Raw genomic sequence first — 24,947 nt, 5'->3', positions numbered from 1 at the left:
TGGCATCGTGGTCGGCATCGTGGTCGGCGGATGATTTCCCCGTTGAGTTCCACCTGGTTCTGGCTATGGAACCCATCGTGCAAACTTCATAAATGATTTAAGAGATTATGGTAAAATCTCTTAAATAGTTTACGAAGTCTGCATATTGTGGAGGTAGATATGGCACAACGGTTGTCCGTATCGGGGCACCTCGCGCCGGACTATCCGACATTGGTGCGGGAGATGCGTGAATACCGGTTCCCCCGTCCGATTCGTCGCGCGCCGATCCTTGACGCCTTGCCCGAGCCGGCGATGTTCAACCTCGTCCACATCCTGACGGGCATGCGTCGCAGTGGCAAGACGTTCCATCTGTTCCAGCTCATCAACGATCTGCTTGACAATGGGGTTCCAAGGGAGCGTATCTTCTATTTCAACTTCGCCGATGAGCGCCTTCAGCCGATGCCGCAGGACGCGCTTGATCAGGTCGTCGCCGAATTCTGGCGTCAATGCCCGGAAGTCAGGGATCAAGGCGCCTATCTGTTTCTCGACGAGGTTCAGGAGGCGCATCGCTGGCAGGGATTCTGCCAACGGCTTGCCGAGCATGACAAGGTCACGCTGGTCATCACGGGATCGTCGTCCAAGCTGTCCAGCGAACAGATCGCGACGAGTTTCCGCGGGCGGTCATATGCTCATGAGGTGCTGCCGCTGTCATTCCGTGAATATTGCGTGTTTCGCGGCATCACCGCTCCCGGCACCGATGACGACGCCTTCTCTCCCCGGACCCGGACCGATATGGAGTCGGCGTTCGATCGGTATCTTGTCGACGGCGGTTTCCCCGGAGTGCAGTCCCTTTCCGATGCAGGAAGAATAGACATGCTGCAAAGCTACATGCGCGATGTCGTCGCCCGCGATGTCGCCGAGCGTCTCGGCCGCGGTGAAATCGCCCTCGCGAATCAGATCGCCCTGTTCGCGTTGCGCAACACGGCATGCGAACTGTCCGTCAGCAAACTCACCGCGCAACTGGAACAGGTCGGGTACAAACTGTACTGGGGCAAGGCCAGACGCATCCTCGATCTGCTGCGGCAGGCGTTCCTGTGCTACGAGGTCAACGAATACTCCACATCGCTCAAACCCGACAGCACCGCCAGACCGAAGATCTACGCCGAGGATCCGGGGCTGGTGTATGCGGTGTCCCGTGCCAACCAACAGGACATCGGCAAGCGGCTGGAGACCGCGGTCTATCTTGAACTCCGACGTCGTCAGGCCGGGAAGCGCACCGACTCCATCACCTCGCTGACCCTGCCTGACACCAGACATCGGAAAGTCGATTTCCTCGTGGGTGATGCGCTCGGCATGGAACCGTATGAAGCCATACAGGTGACGGTCGATATGACGGCACCGAAGACACGCGACCGGGAGGTCGCCGGTGTCCGAGAGACCATGCGGCGCATGCCCGGCGTGGCCGGAACCATCATCACCATGCGCGAGGAGGGCGTCATCGCAACGGAAACCGGCGATGTCCGTGTCGTTCCTGCGTGGCGGTGGGCGTTGGAATCGGCACGATCGCCGGACGGTCCCGTCCGATAATCGGCTGACGAAACAAAGCGATAACACGCGGGTGTGAGGATATGTGCCTATGGATAAGCAGCAAGAGTTCGCCCTGCGCACGGTCGAGGAACGTGACGTGCGCTTCATTCGACTATGGTTCACGGACGTGCTCGGCACCCTGAAATCCGTGGCCATCGCTCCGGCGGAGCTGGAGGCGGCGTTCGAGGAGGGGCTTGGATTCGACGGTTCGGCCATCGAGGGCATGACCCGTGTCTCCGAGGACGACATGATCGTCAAGCCGGACCCGTCCACCTTCCAGATCCTGCCGTGGCGCGGCGGTCCTCAGGGCACCGCCCGCATGTTCTGCGACGTGCTCACCCCGGAGGGCGAGCCCAGCCTCGGCGATCCCCGCCACGTGCTGAAGCGCTCGCTCGCCAAGGCGAAGGAGAAGGGCTTCACGTTCTATGTGCACCCGGAGATGGAGTTCTACCTCTTCGAGCAGCAGGACGACTGGTCCAAGGCCCCGACCCCGATCGACGCGGGCGGCTACTTCGACCACGTGCCGCGCAGCCCCGGAATGGACTTCCGCCGCGCCACCGTGAACATGCTCGAACAGATGGGCATCTCGGTGGAGTACTCGCACCACGAGGCCGGTCCCGGTCAGAACGAGATCGACCTGCGGTACGCGGATGCGCTGACCACGGCAGACAACATCATGACGTTCCGCACCGTCGTCAAGGAGATCTCGCTGGAGCGCGGCATCCACGCCAGCTTCATGCCCAAGCCTCTGGCCGACGCGCCCGGTTCCGGCATGCACACCCACCTGAGCCTGTTCGAGGGCGATGCCAACGCCTTCTACGAGGCCGGTCAGGAGTTCAACATGTCGATCACGGCCCGTCAGTTCGCCGCCGGCATCCTCTACCATGCGGCGGAGATCTGCGCGGTCACCGACCAGTACGTCAACTCGTACAAGCGTCTGTGGGGCGGCAACGAGGCTCCGAGCTACATCTGCTGGGGGCACAACAACCGTTCCGCGCTGCTGCGCATCCCGCAGTACAAGCCCGGCAAGGGCAATTCGGCACGTATGGAGTTCCGTGCGCTCGACCCGGTCGCCAACCCGTACCTCGCGTACTCCGTGCTGCTGGCCGCCGGCCTCGACGGCATCGAGAAGAAGATGCAGCTCGGCGAGCCGACCAGCGACGACGTGTGGGAGCTGACCGACGAGGAGCGTCAGGCGATGGGCATCGAGCCGCTGCCGCGTTCGCTCGGCGCCGCCCTGAAGATCATGGAGAAGTCCGACTTCGTGGCCGACGTCCTCGGCGAGCACGCCTTCGAGTACTTCCTGCGCAACAAGCGCCGGGAGTGGGAGGAGTACAACCGCCAGGTCACGGCGTACGAGCTGAAGACGTATTTGCCGAAGCTCTGAAGCCCACGGGGGACTCAGCGTGGCCGAAACCGATTTCGGCCCTGAGTCCCCCCGAGATCGTCGAACTCTCTTCCACCACGTCATCAACCTCATCGCCCTCGTTGTGCTCCCTCGCGCTCCCGCGTGTCTTCCCGCTTCCGTTGTAGGGCCGGAACAATAGCATGCACATGACATGAAAATGACGAGAGGGAACAGGGAAGATGACGAATGGTTCCGCGCCTGCGCCGCAGCATGATCCGCATGATCCGGCACCGATTTCGAGCGCAGCAAACAGGGCGAATAAGGCGACCAAGCCCGATCGCTTCTTCAACCTGCCGGTGACGATCCTCATCCTCGCGAGCTTCATGCTCGGCATGAGTGAGTTCGTCGTCGTCGGCATCCTGCCGGACATCGCGCAGGGGCTCAGGGTCTCCGAGGTCACCGTCGGCAACCTCGTCGCTCTGTTCGCGTTCGTGTACGCGCCGGTCACGCCGCTCGGATCCGCGATCTCCGCGCGATTCCCGCGTTTCGCGACCTATCTGACCCTGATGGGCGTGTTCCTCGCCGGCAATCTCCTGTGCGCGCTCGCGCCGAGCTATCCGGTGCTGCTCATCGCCCGCATCATGATCGCGCTCGTCTCCGGAACGCTCGTCGCGATCGCGATGACCTACGCGCCCGATGTGACCACCGAACAATACCGCACCAAGTTCATCGCGTGGGTGTTCTCCGGCTTCTCCATCGCCTCGGTGGTGGGTGTGCCGTTCGGCACGTGGGTGGCGAACACGTTCGGATGGCGCATCACGTTCTTCATCATCACGGGCCTGACCGTCGTGCTTATGGGTCTCATGGCCACGTTCCTGCCGCGCAACTCGCATCCGGTGACCATCGGATTCCTGCGCCAGTTCCGCCTCTTCTTCGACAAGCGCATCTGGGGCGGCGTGCTCACCGTCGTGTTCGGCGCCGGATCCAGCTACGTGTTCTACACGTATCTGACCCCGATCATGCGCGATGAGATCGGCGTGCCCGAACAGTACGTGAGCGTGGGGCTCGTGCTCTACGGCGTCGCATGCCTGTGGAGCAACCTGTATGGCGGCAGGATCGCCGAACGCGGGCGCGGCGTCGAACCGCTGGCCCGTACCCGCCCGATCTTCTGCCTGCACGCGATCCTGCTGTGCTCGCTCGCGCTCGCCTCGATCGTGCCGCTCTACGGTGCGGTCCTGCTTGTCGCGCTCGGCATGATGATGTACCTGTTCAACTCCGCGTCGCAGGTGCTGTACATGGACGTGGCCGCCGAAGCGCACCCGGGCTCGATGAATCTCGCCGCCTCGCTCAACTCGATGAGCTTCAACATCGGCATCGCCCTCGGCTCGGCGGTCGGCGGACTGGTCAACGACCATCTGGGCCTGACCTGGCTTGGTCCGGTCGGCGCGATCTTCTCGGTCGGCGCGATCGTCATCACGACGCTGCTGCGCCGGGCGATGCCGGCCAAGGCGGCGGCGTAGTCGGTTGAATCAGATGGACGGCAGCAGCAGTCCCAGCGTGACCAGCACGGCGATGTAGACCGCCGCGAACGCAAGGAACGCGATATCGCGTGCCGCGACGCGCATCACACGCCAATGGGTGCGTCGCGCGCCCTCCTCGTAGCAGCGCGCGTCAAGCGCGAGGGAGAGATTGTCCGCGTGACGCAGCGTGCCGGCGAAGATCGGCACGATCGTGGCGACCATCGCGCGGATGCGTTCGGCGGGGGAGCCGGTTTCGATCGAACCGCCGCGCGCCGCCTGCGCGTCCGCGATCGCCTTCGCCTCGTTGCCGAGCGTCGGCAGGAATCGCAACGCCAATGACATGACCAGCGCGATCTCCTGCGTGTGCATGCCGAGGCGTTGCAGGGGGGAGAGCAGCGCCCCGAACGCGTCGGTCATGGACGTCGGCGTGGTCGTTTCCAGAAAGACCGCGCCGAGGATGATCACCAGTGCGAAACGGCACGCGTACAGCACGGCGACGGTCACGCCGTCGTCGGTGATCGGGATCGGTCCGAGCTGCGCCAGTATGGTTCCCGATCTGACGAAGAAGATGTTGAGCAGGCCTGCGACCACGAACAGCGCGAGGAACATGTGCACCGAACGCAGGAGCCGTGCGGGCCGTATGCGCGCCGCAGCGACGACGCTCGCCACGGCGAGCGCGCCAAGCAGCAGCTGCGCCGGCGTGTTGATCGCGAACGCCGTGAACATCATCGCCAGGAACGACACCATCTTCACCCGCGGGTCGAGCCGCGCGATCAGGGGGAGCGACCGCCGGCCATCGTTCTGATCGGAGGCTGCGAGGGCCGGGGGATTGCCGTTGTCGCCGTGCGACGGCATGACGACGATCCGATCGGCCAGTTCACGTGCCTCCGCTTCGGAATGCGTGATGATGAGCGTGGTCACGCCCTGATCGTGCAGGGTATGCACCAGTTCATGGATGCGCGCCGTCGCCTCCGTGTCGAGGCTCGCGGTCGGCTCGTCCATGACGAGCACGCGAGGCCTGCAGGCGATCACACCGGCGATCGCCACCAGCCGCTGCTGTCCGCCGGAGAGCTCCAACGGCGATCGATCGGCCAGATGTTCGATGTGCAGCAGCTCGAGCGCCCAGTCGACCCGTTCGCGCACCTCGGATTCACCGAGATGCTGGTTGCGCGGTCCATACGCCACATCCTCGGCCACGGTTTCGGCGAACAGCTGCCGTTCCGGCCGCTGCATCACGAATCCCACGACCTCGCGCAGCCGACGACGATCTGCGCGCCGGAGCATTCGCGGCTTGCGCCCCGCGTCACGCGCGTTTGCCACAGGAATCCCGTCGACCGTGATCGACCCCGCATCGGGCTTGTCCAGCGCGCAGATCAGCCGAGCCAGCGTCGACTTGCCGGCCCCGTTGCTCCCCATGATCGCCACGGTCTCGCCCCGCGCAACGGTAAGCGAATAGTCGCGCAGCACCGCCGGCGAATCCGGCGAATAGGCAAAGGAAACGCCCGAAACCGCAACCGCAACATCGCCGGACTGCGCGGAGGCAACGCAGGAACGCGCCATTGCGAGCGAATCGAGCGATTCGAGCGATGCGAGCGATGCGAGCGATGCGAGCGATTCGAGCGATTCGAGCGAACGGTGGGCGGTGTGCGTGTCTCGACCGTAGGCTTGGCCGAGCGGCCTTGAGCGTGTCGAGACACGCACACCGCCCACCGATGAGCGGTCACCGGAAAAACCGGAAGAATCAGAGCCGGAAACAAACACGATTCGTCCCGCTTCAACCCGCACAACACGATTCGCCCGCAAAACCTCGTCGCGATGATGCGTCACATGCACGATCGTCGTGCCGGAAGCATGCAGCGAGTCGAGAATCCGCAGGACCTCCGCGCGCGCCGCCGGATCCAGCATCGCCGTCGGCTCGTCGAGCACGAGCATGCGCGGTCGCATCGCGAGCATGTCTGCGATGGCGATGCGCTGCTGCTGGCCGCCGCTCATACGAGTGGGGTCGGCCGAACCGTATGCCTCCATGCCGACGTCACGCAGCGAGGCATCGATCCGACGCCCGATCTCCTCACGCGGCACGCCGAGGTTCTCCGGACCGAAGGCGACGTCGTCCTGCGTGACCGTGGTGACGATCTGATCCTCCGGGTTCTGGAACACCGCGCCGATGCCGCGTCGCGCCGCCCGATACGCGTCCGGATTCGGAGCGAACACGATGCCGGCCGGCGTTTGCGTCCGCCCGAACACCTGCTGTCCCAGCAGGGTCACCTCGCCCGCGTCCGGCGCGGTGAGCCCGGAGACGAGTCGGGCCAGCGTCGACTTGCCCGATCCGTTGGGACCGGTCAGTGCGACGTACTCCCCGTCGCGGATGACGAGATCCACGCCGTCGAGCGCCCATGTGGCGCCGCCGTCGTAGCTGAATCGGATGCCGGACAGGCTGGCCGCGTCTGCGGTGGAGGTGGGGTCATATGAAGTCATACGGTCGGGATGGGACGGCCTTCGGTTCAGCGGTCCAGCAGGTTCGAGATCGGCTTGTAGATCAGGAACGTGACCACGCCGTGGATCGCGAACTTGAGCAGGTTGAACGGCAGGAGGGCCGGCACGATGAGGGCGGCGACCTGCGCGACGGTCATGTGCGCGTAGATCGGGGTCACGACGAGGTTGCCGAGGATCGCGACGACCAGTGCGACGATCGCGCCGACGATCAGGCCGATGAGCGCGCCCTTGCGGCTGCGGTTCCTGCGGTAGATGAACGCGGCCGGCACCGACAGCGCCAGCGCGACGAGCACGGCCATGAGCGTGCCCCACGGATCCATGAACAGGTGGGGCACGAAGCCGAGCACGGAGACGATCGCGGCGGCGGACGGCCCGAAGGCGAAGCCGGCGATCAGGCACACGATGCCGGACGGATCGTACTTGAGCCATGCGATGCCCGGAATGATCGGGAATTCGACGAAGCTCAACGCCATCGCGAGCGCGACGAACAGCGCGTAGACGGCGATGCGGCGCGTGGACCAGCGGCCGGAGTCGGCGACGCCCGTGGCGTGCGAACCGGTGGCGTGGTCGACGTTGGTCTGGATATGGTTATCAGAAGACACACTCATACTGAGTTCCTCGTTTCTTCCATCCGGACTGTAACCGTTGGCTCCGGAATCGCACCGGATCGGCCGCCTTAGGGCGGCTCGCGGGCTTTCCGCATGCTCCCGTTATGAATCCCGGGGTGCGGATTACCGCCAGTAAGGAATTGCACCTTCCCTGAAACTGACAGAACCCTGTATACACGTATGAGCGGATATGCCAAAGCCGACATTCCACGGTGTGGGAATGTCGGCTATAGACGCTGCTTATGGCGCGCTGGCGTGCGGCGAGGCGTGCGCTACTTGTGCAGGAACAGTCCGCCGTCGCCCCACGCCCACTGGCCCTGTCCGGCGCCGATCTGGAAGTGCAGCTTCGCGATGCCGAGGTCGTTCGCCGCGCAGTGCTCGTCGCCCGCCGCCGGGTCGATGCGCGCCGCGGCCGTGCCGTCGGTGGGATTGTAGGAGAAGACGACCGGTTGACGGTTCATCGCGCTCGGTGCCTTCATCGCCGCTTCGACGCCGGCCCTGAACCATTCGGGCGCGGCCGCGCGTTCCTCTTCGGACATGCCGGCCGTGAACTGCTCGTACGTCTTGGTCGGCCGGTGCGTGCGCTGGTATTCGACGAGCTCGTCATAGCCGCGCTGCAGACGTTCAAGATGATGCTCCGGGTATCCGATCACGACGGCCAGATACAGTTCCTGATCGCGGGCGATGCGGCAGTGCTTTTCCGCCTCCCCGCGATCCCACGAACCGCCGACCCACAGGGTGCCCAGTCCTCGCAGCGTCGCCGTCAGCACGACGCGTTCGGCGTAGAAGCCGGCGCGCTCCTTGGCCTCGTCGTCGTCCTTCGGCCCGACGATCGCCAGATAGTTGGCCGCGTTCTTTAGGTGTCCGGATTCGTTCGCCGCCGCGAACACCTTCGGCTGGTCGCGCACGAGCTGGATGTCGAGTCCGGAGATGAGGTTGATCGGATCGAGCGTCATGTTGAGCTGCCGTGCCACGTCGTCGTCGATCGGGTCGGCGTCATAGGAGCGGATCGCGGTGCGGATGTTCACCGCGTCAATGAGTTGCGTATGTTCCATGCGACCCATTATCCCACCATAGGGCGCACGGGGGAGTAGGATGCACATATCGGCATATCCCAACGTACACAGAGGAGAAGAGGTCAACGATGATTGAAACCGCACAGGCGTTCGGCGTGGATATCGGCGGCTCCGGCATCAAGGCGGCGCCCGTCAATCTGGAGAAGGGCGAGTTCGCCGAGCCCCGACTCAAGATCCTGACTCCGGAGGTCTCCACCCCGCAGGCGGTCGCCGCGATCGTCAGGCAGCAGCTGGATCACTTCGAGGTTCCGGAGAGCGCGCCGGTCGGCATCGCGTTCCCGGCGCCGATCAAGCCCGGCCAGAAGCTCGACTTCATGGCCAATCTCGATCAGTCCTGGGTCGGCGTGGACGTCACCGCCGTGTTCTCCGAGGCGTGTGGCCGTCCGGTCACCGTGGTGAACGACGCCGACGCCGCGGGTCTCGCCGAGCAGCAGTTCGGTGCGGCCAAGGGCAAGGACGGCCTCGTCATCGCCACGACCCTCGGCACCGGCATCGGCACCGCCCTGATCATGGACGGCGTGCTCGTGCCGAACACCGAGCTCGGTCATCTGATCCTCGACGAGGAACACCCGGATGCGGAGCGCTACGCGTCCAGCGCCGTGCGCGAGAACGAGGATCTCGGCTTCAAGAAGTGGGCGAAGCGTCTGACCAAGTACTACGCGCTGCTCGAGAAGTACTTCAACCCGGATCTGTTCGTCATCGGCGGCGGCGTGAGCCGCAAGTCGGAGAAGTTCATCCCGTTCATCGACGTGAAGACTCCGATCGTGCCCGCCGAGCTGCGCAACGAGGCCGGCATCGTCGGCGCCGCCTACTACGCCAGCACCAAGCAGCAGGCCTGATCGTCTGATCATTATCCGTTGCACGCATGCGGCGGTTCCCTCGGGGAAGGCTCCGGCCTTCCGACGGGAGCCGCCGCATGCGCGTTTCCGGCGGCGGTGCATGGAGGTCAAGGAAGGCCGGCATGCCGATGCCCGTCCGGATCCGGATGCCGATGCTGCTCGCAGAGGCGTACAGTGAGGATCATGACCGTTCATTTCTCCTCGCGCGTGGACATCTCCGCGCCCAATCCGATCGCCGCCGCCGAGGCCGATGCCAGGGCGCACGGCGTCGTCCTCGGCAAACTCAACGACTCCAACCCGACCCGGCACGGGCTCGCCCCGGCCGAGGTGCCGGGCGTGTACACCGCCGAACCGCGCGGCCCCCGCCCGGCACGCGAGGCGCTGGCGCGGTATCTGAGCGACGCCGGCGATTCCGCGGCCGGCTCCGCGCCCGTCGACCCGGAATCCCTCTACCTGCTGAGCTCCACGTCCGAGGCGTATTCGTGGCTCATCAAGCTCCTGTGCGATGCGGGCGACGCCGTGCTCGCCCCGAAGCCCGGCTACCCGCTCATCGAGTCGATCGCACGTCTCGAGTGCGTCGACACGATCGAATACCAGCTTCGGTTCGATGGCTCATGGTTCATCGACACCGCCGCCATCGAGCAGCTGCTCTACAGCGAGCAGGGCGAGCGCATCCGCGCGCTGGTGCTCATCAATCCGAACAACCCGTCCGGCTCCTATGTCAAACCCGAGGAGCGCGCCACGCTGGTGCGCCTGTGCGCCGAACGCGGCATCGCGATCATCGCCGACGAGGTGTTCTACGACTACTCGCTCGAGCCGTTCGACGGCAACGCGCGGCTCGCGGGGGAGACCGGCGTGCTCACGTTCGCACTCGACGGCTTCTCGAAGATGCTCGCCGCCCCGCACGCGAAGGTCGGCTGGATCCGCGTCTCCGGGCCTGAAAACGACGTCATCGAGGCGCAGCGTCGACTCGACGTGATCGCCGACGACTACCTGCCGATGAGTGACATCATCGCCGACCGTCTGCCCGAGCTGCTGGCGGCCGCCCCCGCTCAGGTCGCACGCGTGCGCGAGCGTGTGCGCGGCAACCTCGCGGCCCTGCACGGCATGCTCGAGGGCGACGAGCACGGTCTGGTCGACGTGCTGCGCGCCGAGGGCGGATGGAACATCCTGCTGCGCGTGCCCTCGGTCATCGACGAGAACGAGCTGGTGCTGCGTCTGATCGAATCGCACGGGCTCACCGGCCAGCCGGGCTACTTCTTCGACATGACCTCGAACGGGTATCTGGCGGTTTCTCTTCTGCCCGAGCCGGACGAGTTCCGCCGCAACATCCGGGCCGTGCTGGACACGGTCGCCGCGATGCTCGGCTGACCGCGACGCCCGGCCGGCGGCCATGGACCGGGCATCATGGCCGGATCAGCCTACGGCCTGACCCTCCTCGTACTTCCTGCGGATCAGGTCCATGTAGAAGGCGACCGCGTCCTTCGGGGTGCCGTCGAAGACGACATGCTGCGCGTCGAGCACCAGCGTGCGGTCGATCGCATACTCGGGGCGGACGATCATGTCCGTGTCGTGCGTGGCGACGATGACCTGCTTGTCGTAGGTGAACAGCGCCTCGGCCACATGTCGGGTGCCGATCTCGTCCAGCCCCTTCGACGGCTCGTCGGCCACGATCGCGGACGGGTTGAACGCGAGGGCCGCGGCGATCGCGAGCAGATGGCGCTTCTCCGAGTCGAGTTCGGCGGCCTTCGCGCCGCGGATCTGCTGCAGACCGAAGTGCGCGAACAGGTTGCCGATGCGCGCCGAGCGTTCCGCGTCCGGGATCTTGTGCTTCTTGAGCGATTCGTCGACCGCCTTGACGATGTTCTCGGCGCGGTAGAACACGTTCGGGATCTCCTCGCGGCGCACCTTGCCGACCCATTCGTCGACGGTTTTGAGGTCCTTCTTCGAGGACGTGTCGAGCGTCATGTCGACTCCGGAGAGCGTCACCTTGCCGGCGGTCGGCTTGAGCGAGCCGTCCAGCAGCCCCAGCAGCGTCGACTTGCCGGAGCCGTTGAGGCCGATGATGGCGACGCGCTTCTCGGTGATCGTGAGGTCCAGCGGGGTCAGTCCCACGTGCCCGTCGTCGTAGGTGTGTCCGGCGCCTGCGAGCGTGAACGTGACTGAGGTCGGTTTCGCAGTGTCCTTGCGAGAAAAGAAAAAGCCCATGGCACTCCAGTCTAGTGAGTGCCATGGGCCTTGGATGACCGCCCGCCCGAACGGATGGTGTACGTCAGGCGAAGTAGAAGCCCTTGAAGTCGTAGTGGTACACGCGGTAGATGTACGACGTGCTGAGCTTCATCGTGTACTGGGCCTGGAGGTTGCCGTCGTCGTCGTACACGCCGAAGACGCCCTGCATGCCGGTGTCCACGAGGTTGATCGAGTCGGTGATCTCCTGCGAGGAGCTCACGTACGGCGAGTACGGCACGTCGAAGCTCTGCACCTCGGTGTACGTGCCGGCCTTTTCGTCGACCAGGTACTTACGGAACTGCAAGTTCGAGTTCTTATCCTTCGAGCTCTGCGCGGTGGAGATGCCCTTGATCGTGGTCCAGTCGTAGTCAGGTCGGGTCATCGCGTAGCCGAAGTTGTTGTCGAACATGTAGATGTAGTACTGGCCGTCGGGCAGCGACGGGTCGGCCTCGTACGTAATCGAGTGCTGGCCGCCGGTGTCGCCGAAGTCGCCCGACTTAGTGAGGAACAGGTCCTTGTACGAGGTGCCGTCCCACACGCTCGGCTCGCCGATCATGTAGTCGACGCTCGGCTCGCCGTTCTCGCCTTCGATGTCGTTGATCTTGATGATCGTCGAGGTCTCGCGCGCGGAGAGCAGCGCGGAGCCGTCGTCCAGCAGCTGGATCGTGTTGAAGTGGATCCAGTCCCAGCGGTTCGTGGCGGTCGGATCGGATTCGTCGATGCTCGAATGGTCGGTGGACGACTTGTAGTCGGGGAAGATCTCGCCGAAGTCGACGAGCTGCGTGACCTTGCCGGTGGTGGTGTCGACCTTGATGACCTGATCCTGCACCGCGTGGTCGGAGCGGGTCAGATCGGTGGCGAGGGAGACGATGTTGCCGTCCGAGTCGAGCGCGTAGTCGTGATGGAGGATGAACCGGCTGCCGAGGTTGATGATCTTTTCGAGCTTGCCGAGCCGGTTCATGCCGACGAAGTGCTTCGTCGAGGCGGAGAACCACATGAGTCCGTCGTCGTCGAACAGGAGACGGTGCGAACGGTAGTACATGACCGGCACCTCGCCGCGCAGCACGCCGTTGACGTCGTAGTAGTACATGAAGTCCTGCTCGTTGGAGTCGTTGCCGAGGATCGCGTACAGGCCGTTGCCGAGCGCCTGCGTGGCGGAGTCGGTCGGTTCGACCGGCTGGTCGAGGCGGACCTCCTCCTCGCCGAGGAGCTTCGCGCCCTGATGCGTGATCTGCCTAGTGGCCACGGTCTCGCCCGTGGAGTCCCTGAGCGTGAAGGTGATGGTGTTGCTTGTGCCCGGAATGAGACCGAGTACGAGGAACTCGTGCTCGGTGGAGTAGTCGTCGCCCTGTTCGGCCGTGGCGGAGAAGTCCGGGTAGCCTTCGGCGTGCACGGTGTAGGAGACGTCGGTGGCCTTGTCCGTGGTGAAGTAGACGTAGAGCGACGTCGTGTTCGTGCCGTACGGGTTCTCGGTGACGAACGGCTTGTCGAGCGTCGCCTCGGCCTTGTCGCGCGATGAGGTCAGCTGCTCGTCGGCCATCTTCTGGTAATCGGTGGTGTACACGTTCGCGATGCGGGCGTTGAGGCGTTCCACGCGACGTTCCTTGATCGACGCCTGGACGTTGTCCTGTGAGAACAGGCACAGGCCGATGGCGATGGCGAGGGTGACGGTCGCGGCCGCGATGCGTACGGCGAGGTTCCTGGTTGCGATGCGCTTCATGAAGTGGTGTTCGGCTTTCGTTGTTCGATGTGCGAGGGCTCCCTGCGGTGAGGGTTCCGAGGATAGCCGCCGATGGGGGATCGGAAGGTTATCGATTTGTGAAGAAACCATTTCATAGTATGCGCGGACCCCTGGAATTCTTGAGGTTTGCCTGTACGCGCAAGACTCGTTCGCTGAATGTTCGCTGGGAGCGCATCCGACCCTTTTCCGTCAGGCGAGGAACCAGGAGGCCACGTCGCCGAAGAGACGCGGATTGCCGGAGAGCATCACATCCTGACGGCCTGGAGTGAACCAGCAGGTCAGAGCCACCAGCAGCGACCACATGAGGATCGCGAGGATGATCAGACGCAACGCCGGCCGGATGCGGCAGACGCGGGAGGATGCGTCGGCCGCCGCCATGTCGTCATGGTCGACGACGTCCCCCATCACGCGCAGCAGCGCCGGCAGCGCGGCCAGCGCGAACAGCCAGCCGAAATCGCACATGTACCGCCAGCCGAGGCCGGCGCTCACCGCATCGAACGCCACCAGGGCGAGACCCAGCACGAGCATCCCCATCAGCATCGGACGCAATCCGGGCGTACGGCCCGTATCCGGCACGCGCAGCAGCGCCGGCAGCGCGAAGGCGGCCAGCAGCAGCGGGCACAGGACGAACAGGCCGCCCACCATCGGCTCGGCGAACGACCATTCGGGCAGTGGTGTGGGGGAGAGGCGCAGCCACGGGAAGCCGTCGCCGAAGCGCAGCGGCAGGAACAGGTAGTAGCCGATCACCGGCAGGATGTCCGCGACCGGCTCCCTGAATCGGGTCATGTCGGTGACGGTCATCTGATAGGCGGTGCCGAAGTCGAACAGAGAGCCGAAACGCGCGCGGTTGTACAGCATGAGCGGCACGATCGGCACCGCGGCGGCCGCGATCACCACGCCCGGGGCGCGCAGCGCCTTGCGCCACGACACCTTGCCGGCGGCGAGATGCGAGACCAGTGCGCGGATCTGCGGCCAGAACAGCGGGAAGCCGAGCAGCGCCGCCAGACAGAACGTGGGTCGGCATCCGAAGTTCGACGCGATGCACAGCGCCCCCAGTCCCAGGCGCGGCAGGGAGATCTCCGGCGCCGAACCGACCTGCCACCGGTCGGCCGGGTTGAGCGGCGGCTTGGCGGTCTGCGCCCCCACCCACAGCCACAATCCCAGCGCGGTCAGGGTCAGCGAGGCGGCGAACGGCACCGAATAGAAGTTCGTACGGTAGAACAGGTACCCGTAGTTGCCGGCCAGCGGCACGAAGATCAGGGCGATCAGCGTGGCCGCCACCGACGTGCGCGGTGCGAGACGGGCGATGACGCGCACGACCAGCAGACAGGTGAACAGCAGCGCTAGGAACATGAGCAGATGCACGGCCGCGGCGCTCGAGAGCATCCTGCCGCTCAGCATCCGGTAGGGCATGAACAGCAGCACCGCCGGCAGCACGCCGAAATACGTGTACCAGCGTCCCTCGAAGTACGCGTGATCCCAGTAGATCGGGTCGACGCCCTCGGCGAACAGGCGATTGCGGGTGATGACGTCATGCGGATCGGCCGCCGAGGCAAGCTCCGGCGGCACCATCAGATCGAGCCAGGTACGGCCGTGCAGGAGCGAGTCGGCCAGCCGGCCGTACTGCTCGAAATCGTAGGTGTAGCCTCCCAGGGCGTGGAAGACCAGCGGCTGCGAGTACATCATCTGCCAGACGACGTTCGTCACCATGGACACGGCGAACGGCGTCAGCAATGCGGCGAACCCCAGGCGCTGCCAGAGTCTCGACGTGTCCAATGCGATGCGCCACAGCCTCGACCACGGGCCGAGCAGAACGACCATCAGCACCGCGCCCGCCATCAGCGCCACCCGCGTCACGTCGAACGTGAACGGGACACGCACGTTCGCGCGTATCGCCTCGATCGGAATGATCTGATTCTTGCCCTCCTCGATCCACACGCGCAGTGTTCCCGCGCCATGCGTCGGGATGAACAGGGAGCGCTGGGAGACCAATGAGACGGTGCGGGAGGCGGCCGTGCCGCCGTCGAGCGAGGCGCGCAGATGCACGATGCGCAGCGCATCCTGCTTCGGCGTGAGCGCATCGACGCGTGCGAAATCGGACGTGCCGTCCGTCTCGACCTGAAGCCAAGCCCCGCTCGGATCGGTGACGCGCAGCGAACCCGTGTCAGTGCGTTCCAATCCCGGTCCCATCGTGTTCTCGTATGCTGCCGAATCCATGCTCGCGCCGAGCGTGCGCCAGAATGGCATGTTGAACCCGAAGCATTCGATCAGCAGGATGAGCAGCGCCGTGACGACGGTCAGCACGATCGCGCGTCGGTGACGGCGCAGCAGCCGTCGCGGCAGCGGGGAAAGCCCAAAGGAAAGCCGGGGAAGATGTGGCACCCCCTTATTCTATAGGCATTATTCTGTAGGCTTCACGGCCGAGCGCCATGTCGGGTTGCGTTGAAACAATGTGAGGCATGTCAGTACGTAAGCCACATCGCAATTTCCCGTTCGCACCGATTCCCGACCCGATCAGGGACGCGATGACGCGAGCGCTGCGGTTCGCGTCGCGCCTGACTCGCTCGGGTCGAGGCGCCGTGGAGGGCGCCATGGAATCGGCCGACCCGTTCGGCGCCACCCTCGACCGTGCGGCGGCCGAGGCGATGAATCGGGCCGCATCCGACACCTCCGACGTCGGACGTGACCCCAGCGACGTCGAGCTCGATGTGGCCCGGGAGCTCGCCAGCCATTCGCGCAGGCTCGGCCCGCTCGTCAAACGTCACCTGCTCGACTTCGACGACGTGCCCGGCAAGCTCACGCTCGGCTGGGCGCAGCTGTCGGGCAGCGGCCCGTCCTCCTCGTCCGGGGAGGGCTTCTCGCTCGGCGTGTTCGCCGACAAGGACCACTTCTCCCAGATCGCATACGCCGACGGCCGCGGCCGCGTGTTCGTCGGCCCCGAGATCGGCATGGACGTGCAGAACATGCAACCGCGGTTCATGTTCACCAAGGAGCCGCGCGGCCTTGCGGACGGCAACGGAGCCGACGGCCGCAAGCCGGGCTCCTCGAACGTCTCCGGTGCCGTCGGCAGCCCCCGCGTCGGCGGCGGCATCGTCGGCCGCGACGACCGCGGACGCATGACCTGGCTTGCCGCATGGAGTCGCACCGACGACGGCAAGGGCCGTGGCATCGGCATCGGCGTCGGCAGGGACGGCTGGGGGTCGCGTGGCGGCCGATACCGCCTCGAACAGATGCGCTACCCCCTGCCTCGCGAGATGCGCGAGGATCTCGAATACCGTGACGCCATCGCCATCGGCTTCTTCGCCGCCTATATGCTGCCGCAGATGAGCGGCCTCATGCTCGGGTTCGGCGCGGGCAACATCTTCCGCAGGCTCAACCGCGAGGCGCCGATGGGCGCGATCCGCCGCTCCGTACGCGACATGCTCGCCGTACGCGCCCACGGCATGCGCGTGTCCGGACTCGAGGACCACTTCGCCGAACTCATGCACGAGGCCGGCGCGCTCGACGACGCCCCCGGACTCGAGGCCGTCCACGGGGCCGAACCGCTGCATCTGTACACCTCCAGCTATTCCGGCTCCTACTTCTTCAACTGGGACTCCTCGCTGTCGCTCGCTCCGGCCCTGCGCGCGCTCGCCATCGAGGGCAACCTCAACCGCTTCGCACAGGTGAGCGCATGGCTGGAACGCAACACGCGCCTTGGGCTCGAACCCACCGAGGAGACGATCACCCGCGCCCAGGCCTCGACCCTCGACCTGAAGCTGCTCAACGATCCGGCGCTGATCGCCCTCGGCGGCGGCGACCCCACGGACGGATCCCTCGGCTCCGGGCAGGAGGACGACGCCAATTCGATGCTCGCGCTCATCGAACAGGCGCGCCGCATCGCACGCGACATCGGCGAGACCGCGAGGGAACGCGGCGGCACCGACTCCGAATGGACCTACCGTCAGAGCATGGCGCTGCTCGTGAGGAAACTGCGCCTGCCGTACCGCTTCGACGTGGAGATCCGCTCCAACCTCGCCGCCGGACGCGTGGCCGTCGGCTTCACCACCGCGGGCGTCTCGATGATGCCGGCGAGCCGGTACGACGAGCAGTCGCACGGCTGGGTCAAGCTCTCCGACCGCGAACGCGCCGAAATGAGCGCCGACTACAACCTGCGCGTCGGCCTGATCATGGCGGCGCTGAGCTTCGCGGCCTCCGAGCGCGTGCACGAGGTGTCCCTGCACGTCGACTCGCTGGGGCTCGAGGAGGCGCTCGCCGAACAGGACTCCGCCATCGAGGAGATGATGAGCGAGGCGCTGAGCGCGTTCGAACGCATGCACACCGGCAACATGGGCGCGGTGCACGGCGGCAAGTCCGAGCCGAAGGACGGCGACTTCCATGGCGATCCGACGCGTACGCCATCGCCCTCCCGTCCGATCGCGGATCGTGCGTCCGACCAGTCGGGCGATGCTGGGGACGGGAGCGAAGCGGGTGAATCCTCCGCCGACGCGACGGCCGCCTCCGGCGTCTCCGGGGACACGCTCGATCAGCGGTTCGAGGATCTGGTCAGGGACGTCGACATCGACATCGACGAGACGGCGTTCGCCAATCCGGGCGATGGCCGCAACGGCATCGACGGACAGGCGGACGGCGACGATACCGTCGATGACGCCTCCGATTCCGACGATATGGCCGATGACGAGTTCGGCGCCAACGGACTGATCTCCGGCGCAGGTCTCGGCTCCGGACCGGACGGCGACGATGACGGCGATTCCGGTGCGGCGGACGACCCGATGAGCGTGCTCAGGCGCAATCCCACCGTCCGCAACCTCGCCACCGTGACGTTCACGCGCGAGGCGTTCCTCATGCGCGTCGAACAGGATTCGCTCGCGCATCCGATGAGCACGTATCGCATGTTCGACGCCGTGATGGACGTCGATTCCGGTGCGCTCAAGCCCGTCAACGAGGGCTTCGACCTGCGCGACCCGGCGTTCGCGCCCGCCGGCGCCCAGGAGGAGCCGGAGATGTCCGACCGCGTCTTCACCGGCGAGACCGCTCGCGTGCTCGGCACCACGAGGGCCTCCGGCCTGTCGATCCAGCGCGTCGACCTCATGCAGCGCGCCGACACGGACTTCCATCGTCTCGCCTCCGACGAGACGATGCCGTCCGTCGCCAAGGCCCAGGAGGCGATGCGCATCGTCGACATGATCGGAGATCCGGAGCTGAGCGAACAGGCGCCGCTGATCACCAGCGCGCTCATCGACGGGCGGGATACGCCATCGGTCGCGCTGCGCATGGCCGACGAGCTCGACAGGGAACGGCTCAAGGCCCGCGACCTCCTGTTCAACGGACAGGTCGATCAGGCGTTCGAGGCCGCCGAGGCCGCGATCGGACACGTCGACGCGTTGTACGCTAAGGGCGGCGGCGTGCCGCGCTACTTCAACTCGTATGCCGAACGCGTCATCTACAATCGTCTGTTCGCCACATCCGGCGAGCGCACGGTGCTGATCCCCGACAACCTGTTCTACGCGCACATGGAGCTTGCCGACGTGCTCGCGCAGGTCAAGGGCGCCTCCCACTCCCTCAAACATCTCAACGCGATGGTGGCCTACGCGCCCGCCTATCCGCTCACGCACCTGAAGCTCGCCGTGCAGCTGGCACGCAACGAGGACTGGGATTCGGCGCGCGCCGCATGCCTCAACGCCCTGCGGGTCGCCCTCGATCGCGACGACGCCGCGTTCGCCTACTATCGCCTCGCCTACGACGAGTGGATGCAGGATCATTTCGATGTGGCGGTGGCCGCGTACATCATGAGCGACCACATCGCCCCCGGGCAGATCTCCGCATTGGAGGGGGAGCTGCAGGAGCTCGTCGCCCGCGCCGACTCGCAGTGCATCCGCGTGCCGGAAAGCGTGGCCGACGCGGCCGCGGTGCTTGCCGCGCATGATCTGCCGGTGTGGCCGCACACCGAGGTGGCGCGCATCGTGGCCGACGCCGCGCGGCTCACGGTCGACGAGGGGCTGTTCGTACCCGCCCGTACGCTCTCCGTCGCCACCGCGCGCATGGCCGATGACGACGACAGCGGCATCGACGTGGTGCAGGCCCAGTTCATCCGCTCCCTGAGCGTGTGAGCGCCCCACCCGTTGCAGCGAATCGTTCTCAATAGGAAAAGTGTGAGGCAACCGCACGGGAACGCACAATCGCACATCACCCCATAACGGCGGAATACCGCCGATTTCAGGCAATCGGATGTGCGATTGACAACCCGTCAATCCTCACACTTTTCCTATTGAGAACGATTCGCTGTAAGGGGACTAGCCGATCAGCCGCTCGGCCAGCGCCTTGAACTCGGTGCCTAGACCGTCGCCCCTCAGTGCGCCGTCCTCGTCGAGGACCGCGGGGCGCCCTGCCTCGCCGGTCTCGCGCAGTTCAGGCTCCAACGGCAGCTGCGCCATCAGCGGCACGTCATAGCCGAGCGCGTCCGTCAGCTGGCGGGAGACGCGCTCGCCGCCGCCGCGGCCGAAGATGCGCAGTCGCTCTCCCTTGTGCTCGTAATAGCTCATGTTCTCCACGACGCCGCGCACCTTCATCGGCACCTGCAGCGCGACGAGTCCGGAACGCACGGCCACGTCGGAGGCGGACGGCTGCGGGGTCGTCACGACGACGAGCTCGGCGTTGGGCAGCGCCTGCGCGACGGAGATCGCCATGTCGCCGGTGCCGGGGGCGAGATCGAGCAGCAGCACGTCGGGCTCGCCCCACCACACGTCGGACAGGAACTGTTCGAGCGACCGCTGCAGACGCGGACCGCGCCACAGGATCGCGCGGTCCGCGCCGGCGAACATGCCGATCGAGATGAGCTTGACCCCCCATGCGGTGACGGGCATGAGCATGCCGTTGAGGTTCGTGGGCTGCGTGTGCACGCCGAACAGGCGCGGCAGGGAGAAGCCGTAGATGTCCGCGTCGATGGCGGCCGTGTCGTAGCCGAGGGCCGCGAATGTGGCGGCGAGGTTCGCGGTGACGGACGACTTGCCGACGCCGCCCTTGCCGGAAGCGATCGCGAAGATGCGCGTCTTGATGCCGGGCTTGTTGAACGGGTTCTGCTTGCGTTCGGCCTTGAGGTCGGCGACGAGATCGTCGAGCTTGTCGCGGCTCATCGAGCTGACCTCGATATGCGGGGTGAGCGTCGCGTTCGGATAGGAGGCGACCGCGCCGTTGATCTGGTTGGTGATGGTCTCCGACAGAGGGCAGCCTTCGACGGTGAGTTCGACGTGCACGGTGACGTCGTACGCAGGGCGATTGCCATCGGTCGACGACTCGGCCGGGACTGCGTTGATCGCGGCGATCATCCCCAGATCGGTGACGGAGCGGCCGAGCTCCGGGTCAATGACGCGGCTCAGCCGCTCGTAGATGTCCGCTTCGATCCGTCGGGTGTCTGCTGTCATGAATCCTCCTTAATTGCCGCGTACCACACTAGCGTGCCAATCGGCGGATTGCCAGACCCTTCGATCGCCCTATTCGGTGTCCGCCTCGCCGGTTTCGAGCAGCCGGTTGAACCCGTCCTCGTCGAGCATGGGGATGCCGAGCTCCTCGGCCTTGGCGGCCTTGGAGCCGGCGTTCGCGCCGACGACGACATAGTCGGTCTTCTTGCTCACCGATCCGGCCGCCTTGCCGCCGCGTTCGATGATCGCCTCCTTGGCGGAGTCGCGCGAATAGCCCTCCAGCGATCCGGTGACGACGACGGTCTTGCCGGCGAGCGTCTGCGGCAGCGTGCTCGCCTCCGCGGCGGCGACTCCCACGCCGGCCGCCCTCCACGCACGCAGCGTCTCGCCTCGCCAGTCGCCCGGCTCGCGTGCGGCGGCGAACCAGCCGACGACCGATTCGGCGATCTCCGGACCCACGCCGTCGATTTCGGTCAGCTCGTCGACGCTCGCTTCCGCGATCGCATCCAACGATCCCAGCGACGAGGCGATGAGACGGGCGGTGGGCGGCCCGAGACGCCTGATCGACAGGGCGACCAGCACGCGCCACAGGTCGGCGTGACGCGCCTTGTCGATCTCGTCGAACATCTTGCGCGTGTTCTCGCCCGGACGGATGTACACCGGCACGTCGGTCTCGCCTGTACGCGTGCGCTTATGGTCGACGCGCACGATCTCGGCGTCCGCCGGCACGTCGTAGTCCGGATACGCCGATTCCGCCGACTCGTCGCGCCCCGCAAGCTGCTTGGCCGTAAGCTTCCTCGCCGCCGTGGGCGTGGTCCAGAACGCCGGCACCTGATGCCACAGGCCCGATCCGCCGATGCGCCGACGCGTCTTCTTCTTGCGACCGTTCGCGTCGACCGTCTCGTGCACCTCGATGATCGGCGCCTCGCGCCACACGCGCACGTCCTTCAAGTCGGCGGCGGTCAGGGCGAACAGTCCCGCCTCGCTGGAGAGCACCGGTACTTGCGGCTCGGGCAGGGCAAGTCCCGGCACCGGCTCGTACGGTTCCGGCTCCTCGCCCGGCGCGACGAGGATCTCGGTGGTGTTCGGCGCGAACGTCGCGACCGAACCGGGTCGGTTCTCCTCCGGGTTCGTCAGCGCGATCGCCGACTGGTCGCCCAGATGCTCGATGTCGAACGCCTTGCGCGAGGCGAGCGAGATCACGCGTTCGGTCAGCTGCGCGGGGCAGCTTTCGACGTTCGGGCAGCGGATGTCCTTGTCGCCCTCCTTGGCGGGGGCGAGCTTCGCCCCGCACGACGGGCAGTGTTCGGGCATGACGAACTCGCGCAGTTCGTCCTCGCGGCCGCGGCGACGCTCCAGCACCGGTCCGACGAGCTCGGGGATCACGTCTCCCGCCTTGCGTACGACGACCGTGTCGCCGATCAGCACGCCCTTGCGCTTGACCTCGAACGGATTGTGCAGCGTGGTGCGTGCGACCGTCGACCCGGCCACGTACACGGGCTTCAGGATCGCGACGGGCGTCACGCGTCCGGTGCGTCCGACCTGCACGGTGATGTCGAGCAGTTCGGTGTTGACCTCCTCGGGCGGGTACTTGTAGGCGATCGCCCATCGCGGTGCGCGCGAGGTCGCACCGAGGGATCGCTGCAGCGCGAGATCGTCGACCTTGACGACGATGCCGTCGAGCGCATGCTCGATGTCGCCGCGATGCTCGCCGTAGTAGTCGATCATCGACAGGATCTCGTCAAACGATTTCACGGTGCGATTGTGCGGGGAGACCGGCACGCCCCACTTCTCGTACAGCGCGTACGCCTCGGACTGGTCGTTGACCTCGTCGTGAGAGTCGGCCGCGCGTCCCGCACCCCAGCGCAGCGTGCCGATGCCATGCGCGTAGAAGCTCAGTCGGCGGGTGGCGGTGATGCGCGGATCCTTCTGACGCAGCGATCCGGCGGCCGCGTTGCGCGGGTTGGCGAACGGCGTGCGACCGGCGTCCTCCTGCTCGTCGTTGAGCTTGCGGAAGTCGTCCCAGCGCATGAACACTTCGCCGCGGATCTCGACGAATTCGGGGATGTCGTCCTTGTCTCCGCCGAGATTCGCGGGGATCGACCCGATCGTGCGCACGTTCAAGGTGATGTCCTCGCCGGTGACGCCGTCGCCGCGCGTCAATCCCTGCTCGAGCACGCCGTTCCTATAGATGAGATTGAGGGCGAGGCCGTCGATCTTGACCTCGCAGCTCATCGGCAGCGCCTTGCCGTCCGGCCAGTCGAGATCTCGGCGCACCGAATCGTACCAGTCCCTGAGCTCCTCGATCGAGAACACGTCGTCGAGGCTCATCATGCGGCTCGGGTGGCGTATGGACGCGAAATCGTTGGAGAACGTGCCTCCGACGCGATGCGTGGGGCTCTGCGGGTTGTCGAGTGCGGGGAACGCGGCCTCGAGCCGCTGCAGACAGCGCAGTCGCGCGTCGTACGCGGCGTCGGAGGAGACCGGCGAGTCGTCGATGTAATAGGCGATCTGATCCGACTCGACCCATGCGGCGACGCGCGCCCACAGACGCTGGGCGTTCTCCGCGCTCAGCGATGCAACATCGAGCCGGTCGAGGCGCACCGCGTCCGTGTCGGTGGGTTGGAGCGCGGCGATCCATTGCTCGCTGCCGGGAGCGAACCGCGCGATGCCCTCATCGGCGACAATGTCGGGCGACCCGTCCGACACGTCGAAGTCCCAAGCGAGCTGTTCGTCTGCCATATTTTCCGCCTTTGCCGTACTGCCGTGGTCCCATTGCTCTGTCGATTGTACCCATGGAGCGATCACGGCTTACAGCGAATTGTTCTCGATAACAAATGTGTGAGGGTTGACGGGTTGTCAATCACACATCCGATTGCCTCGAATCGGCGGTATTCCGCCGTTGTGGGGTGATGTGCGATTGTGTGTTCCCGTGCGGTTGCCTCACACATTCCTTATTGAGAACGATTCGCTGCAAGGCGGGCTAGGTTACTTCCCGCTCCTCCAGATGTCCGGCTCAACATAGATCTCCCATTCGTACCAGGGCATCCGGCTGCGGATGCTCGATTCGACCTTGTCGACGGTCTGCACGTCATAATCGCGGTCGAGCTTCGAGGTCTCGACCTTCATGCACAGCAGCACCGCGTCCTCATCCATGTGAATGGCCTGCATGTTGATGAGTCGGTCGACGCCCGGGGTGGATTCGATCGCCTCGACGAGCATCTCGCGTGTGCGGGGATCGATGTCCTCGCCGATCAGCAGCGAGCCGGACTTGAACGCGAGGGCCGCCGACCCGCAGACCAGCACAAGACCGACCATCAGACCGCCGATCGCGTCGTAGAGTTCGTCGCCGGTGGCGATGGACAGGCCTATGCCGAGCCCTGCGAAGGCCAGGCCGATCAGGGCGAGCGTGTCCTCCATCATCACGGAGGCGAGTTCGGCCGATTTCGTGCGACGCCAGAACCGGACCAGCGACGTGCTCTCCACCTTGACGCGCTTCATGCGGCCGCGTGCCTCATGCACGGACGTGTGCAGACCGTAGCCTTCGAGGCAGGCGGAGACGCCGACCACAACGAGCGCGGCGACGAGCTCGAGCGAGTTGGCCTGACGGGGGAGCGTGCCCTCGATCAGCCCGGTGAGCTTGCCCGCCGCCTGCGATACGGCGAACACGCCGCCGACGAAGAACAGCAGCGTCGCGACGATGAAGCTCGCAAGATACTTGACGCGGTGCAGACCGAACGGGTGATCGCCGTCGGTCTTGTGGTCGGACGCCTTGTCTCCGACCATGAGCACGAGCTCGTTCGCGCAGTCGGCGACCGAGTGCACGGATTCGGAGAACATGGATGATGATCCGGTGAACGCCGCGGCCGCGAACTTCGCGATGGCGACGCCGACGTTCGCGGCCAGCGCGGCCTTGACCGCGGCTCCGGTCTTGGCCTTGGGATTGGCTTGGCCATCCCGATCCGGCCTAGTGACTGATATGCTGCCATCCGCAGTATCCTGCGACATGATTCCCATCTCCCAGATGTGCGTATCCGCCCGTAAGATCCGCGGGCGTCCGGAACGTCATTGTAGTGCGCATGCGTGCATACGAAAAACGCCCTGACCGG

Annotated in this window: 15 protein-coding genes and 1 riboswitch; of the genes, 6 read left to right on the top strand and 9 right to left on the bottom strand. The window is 65.7% G+C overall.

The features are described 5' to 3' along the window. The first annotated feature begins 159 nt into the window (after nucleotides 1–159). The 3 genes from EMB92_RS08180 to EMB92_RS08170 all read left to right on the top strand — a co-directional run bounded on the left by EMB92_RS08180 (nucleotide 160) and on the right by EMB92_RS08170 (nucleotide 4,434). Nucleotides 160–1,566: an ATP-binding protein gene (locus EMB92_RS08180; protein ID WP_150394463.1), complete on the top strand. Its 1,407-nt coding sequence runs from the start codon at nucleotides 160–162 to the stop codon at nucleotides 1,564–1,566. A 49-nt stretch (nucleotides 1,567–1,615) separates the two neighbouring features. After that, a complete protein-coding gene (glnA, locus tag EMB92_RS08175; protein ID WP_150394462.1) occupies nucleotides 1,616–2,953 on the top strand; it encodes a type I glutamate--ammonia ligase in 1,338 nt (445 codons plus the stop codon). 200 nt (nucleotides 2,954–3,153) lie between these two features. Beyond that, nucleotides 3,154–4,434 (top strand): MFS transporter, encoded by a 1,281-nt coding sequence (locus tag EMB92_RS08170; protein WP_150394461.1) that lies wholly within the window; start codon nucleotides 3,154–3,156, stop codon nucleotides 4,432–4,434. A 9-nt stretch (nucleotides 4,435–4,443) separates the two neighbouring features. On the opposite strand, the gene EMB92_RS08165 is transcribed toward EMB92_RS08170, so the two are convergent. From EMB92_RS08165 to EMB92_RS08155, 3 genes are all read right to left on the bottom strand, one after another. After that, nucleotides 4,444–6,909: an energy-coupling factor transporter ATPase gene (locus tag EMB92_RS08165; protein ID WP_150394460.1), complete on the bottom strand. Its 2,466-nt coding sequence runs from the start codon at nucleotides 6,907–6,909 to the stop codon at nucleotides 4,444–4,446. 26 nt (nucleotides 6,910–6,935) lie between these two features. After that, complete coding sequence (locus tag EMB92_RS08160) at nucleotides 6,936–7,535, bottom strand: ECF transporter S component (protein WP_150394459.1); 600 nt, start codon at nucleotides 7,533–7,535, stop codon at nucleotides 6,936–6,938. A 7-nt stretch (nucleotides 7,536–7,542) separates the two neighbouring features. Beyond that, nucleotides 7,543–7,698, bottom strand: a riboswitch (FMN riboswitch). A 109-nt stretch (nucleotides 7,699–7,807) separates the two neighbouring features. Continuing rightward, the gene (locus EMB92_RS08155) at nucleotides 7,808–8,590 is read right to left on the bottom strand and encodes a nitroreductase family protein (protein WP_395951967.1); all 783 of its coding nucleotides are present in this window, start codon (nucleotides 8,588–8,590) and stop codon (nucleotides 7,808–7,810) included. Between the two features lie 89 nt (nucleotides 8,591–8,679). Between EMB92_RS08155 and ppgK the strand changes: the two genes are divergently transcribed. Beyond that, nucleotides 8,680–9,450, top strand: coding sequence for a polyphosphate--glucose phosphotransferase (gene ppgK / locus EMB92_RS08150; protein WP_150394457.1), 771 nt, complete (start codon nucleotides 8,680–8,682; stop codon nucleotides 9,448–9,450). A gap of 183 nt (nucleotides 9,451–9,633) precedes the next feature. Then, complete coding sequence (locus EMB92_RS08145) at nucleotides 9,634–10,821, top strand: pyridoxal phosphate-dependent aminotransferase (RefSeq protein ID WP_150394456.1); 1,188 nt, start codon at nucleotides 9,634–9,636, stop codon at nucleotides 10,819–10,821. Nucleotides 10,822–10,866: 45 nt separating this feature from the next. On the opposite strand, the gene EMB92_RS08140 is transcribed toward EMB92_RS08145, so the two are convergent. From EMB92_RS08140 to EMB92_RS08130, 3 genes are all read right to left on the bottom strand, one after another. Further along, nucleotides 10,867–11,658: an ATP-binding cassette domain-containing protein gene (locus EMB92_RS08140; protein ID WP_150394455.1), complete on the bottom strand. Its 792-nt coding sequence runs from the start codon at nucleotides 11,656–11,658 to the stop codon at nucleotides 10,867–10,869. Nucleotides 11,659–11,722: 64 nt separating this feature from the next. After that, the gene (locus EMB92_RS08135) at nucleotides 11,723–13,399 is read right to left on the bottom strand and encodes an aryl-sulfate sulfotransferase (protein ID WP_150394454.1); all 1,677 of its coding nucleotides are present in this window, start codon (nucleotides 13,397–13,399) and stop codon (nucleotides 11,723–11,725) included. A gap of 210 nt (nucleotides 13,400–13,609) precedes the next feature. Beyond that, on the bottom strand, nucleotides 13,610–15,802 hold the full coding sequence (locus tag EMB92_RS08130; protein ID WP_223847640.1) for a hypothetical protein: 2,193 nt from the start codon (nucleotides 15,800–15,802) through the stop codon (nucleotides 13,610–13,612). A gap of 263 nt (nucleotides 15,803–16,065) precedes the next feature. Between EMB92_RS08130 and EMB92_RS11500 the strand changes: the two genes are divergently transcribed. After that, nucleotides 16,066–19,530, top strand: a complete 3,465-nt coding sequence (locus EMB92_RS11500; protein ID WP_223847652.1) for a tetratricopeptide repeat protein — start codon at nucleotides 16,066–16,068, stop codon at nucleotides 19,528–19,530. A 183-nt stretch (nucleotides 19,531–19,713) separates the two neighbouring features. Here EMB92_RS11500 and EMB92_RS08120 read toward each other — a convergent pair whose 3' ends face one another. The 3 genes from EMB92_RS08120 to EMB92_RS08110 form a co-directional block, all read right to left on the bottom strand. Continuing rightward, nucleotides 19,714–20,841: an Mrp/NBP35 family ATP-binding protein gene (locus EMB92_RS08120; protein WP_150394453.1), complete on the bottom strand. Its 1,128-nt coding sequence runs from the start codon at nucleotides 20,839–20,841 to the stop codon at nucleotides 19,714–19,716. Nucleotides 20,842–20,910: 69 nt separating this feature from the next. Next, a complete protein-coding gene (gene ligA, locus EMB92_RS08115) occupies nucleotides 20,911–23,580 on the bottom strand; it encodes an NAD-dependent DNA ligase LigA (RefSeq protein WP_150394452.1) in 2,670 nt (889 codons plus the stop codon). A 246-nt stretch (nucleotides 23,581–23,826) separates the two neighbouring features. Further along, nucleotides 23,827–24,846, bottom strand: a complete 1,020-nt coding sequence (locus EMB92_RS08110; RefSeq protein WP_150394451.1) for a cation diffusion facilitator family transporter — start codon at nucleotides 24,844–24,846, stop codon at nucleotides 23,827–23,829. Nucleotides 24,847–24,947: the final 101 nt, after the last annotated feature.

It is taken from the genome of Bifidobacterium callitrichos (genome assembly GCF_008698085.1).
GTDB classification, from domain to species: domain Bacteria; phylum Actinomycetota; class Actinomycetes; order Actinomycetales; family Bifidobacteriaceae; genus Bifidobacterium; species Bifidobacterium callitrichos.
This window is presented reverse-complemented; position numbering and strand designations above follow the sequence as displayed.

Coding starts and splice junctions, on each gene's coding strand:
- EMB92_RS08180 (WP_150394463.1), top strand. CDS start 160: ATGGCACAACGGTTGTCCGTATCGGGGCACCTCGCGCCGGACTATCCG.
- glnA (WP_150394462.1), top strand. CDS start 1,616: ATGGATAAGCAGCAAGAGTTCGCCCTGCGCACGGTCGAGGAACGTGAC.
- EMB92_RS08170 (WP_150394461.1), top strand. CDS start 3,154: ATGACGAATGGTTCCGCGCCTGCGCCGCAGCATGATCCGCATGATCCG.
- EMB92_RS08165 (WP_150394460.1), bottom strand. CDS start 6,909: ATGACTTCATATGACCCCACCTCCACCGCAGACGCGGCCAGCCTGTCC.
- EMB92_RS08160 (WP_150394459.1), bottom strand. CDS start 7,535: ATGAGTGTGTCTTCTGATAACCATATCCAGACCAACGTCGACCACGCC.
- EMB92_RS08155 (WP_395951967.1), bottom strand. CDS start 8,590: ATGGAACATACGCAACTCATTGACGCGGTGAACATCCGCACCGCGATC.
- ppgK (WP_150394457.1), top strand. CDS start 8,680: ATGATTGAAACCGCACAGGCGTTCGGCGTGGATATCGGCGGCTCCGGC.
- EMB92_RS08145 (WP_150394456.1), top strand. CDS start 9,634: ATGACCGTTCATTTCTCCTCGCGCGTGGACATCTCCGCGCCCAATCCG.
- EMB92_RS08140 (WP_150394455.1), bottom strand. CDS start 11,658: ATGGGCTTTTTCTTTTCTCGCAAGGACACTGCGAAACCGACCTCAGTC.
- EMB92_RS08135 (WP_150394454.1), bottom strand. CDS start 13,399: ATGAAGCGCATCGCAACCAGGAACCTCGCCGTACGCATCGCGGCCGCG.
- EMB92_RS11500 (WP_223847652.1), top strand. CDS start 16,066: ATGAATCGGGCCGCATCCGACACCTCCGACGTCGGACGTGACCCCAGC.
- EMB92_RS08120 (WP_150394453.1), bottom strand. CDS start 20,841: ATGACAGCAGACACCCGACGGATCGAAGCGGACATCTACGAGCGGCTG.
- ligA (WP_150394452.1), bottom strand. CDS start 23,580: ATGGCAGACGAACAGCTCGCTTGGGACTTCGACGTGTCGGACGGGTCG.
- EMB92_RS08110 (WP_150394451.1), bottom strand. CDS start 24,846: ATGTCGCAGGATACTGCGGATGGCAGCATATCAGTCACTAGGCCGGAT.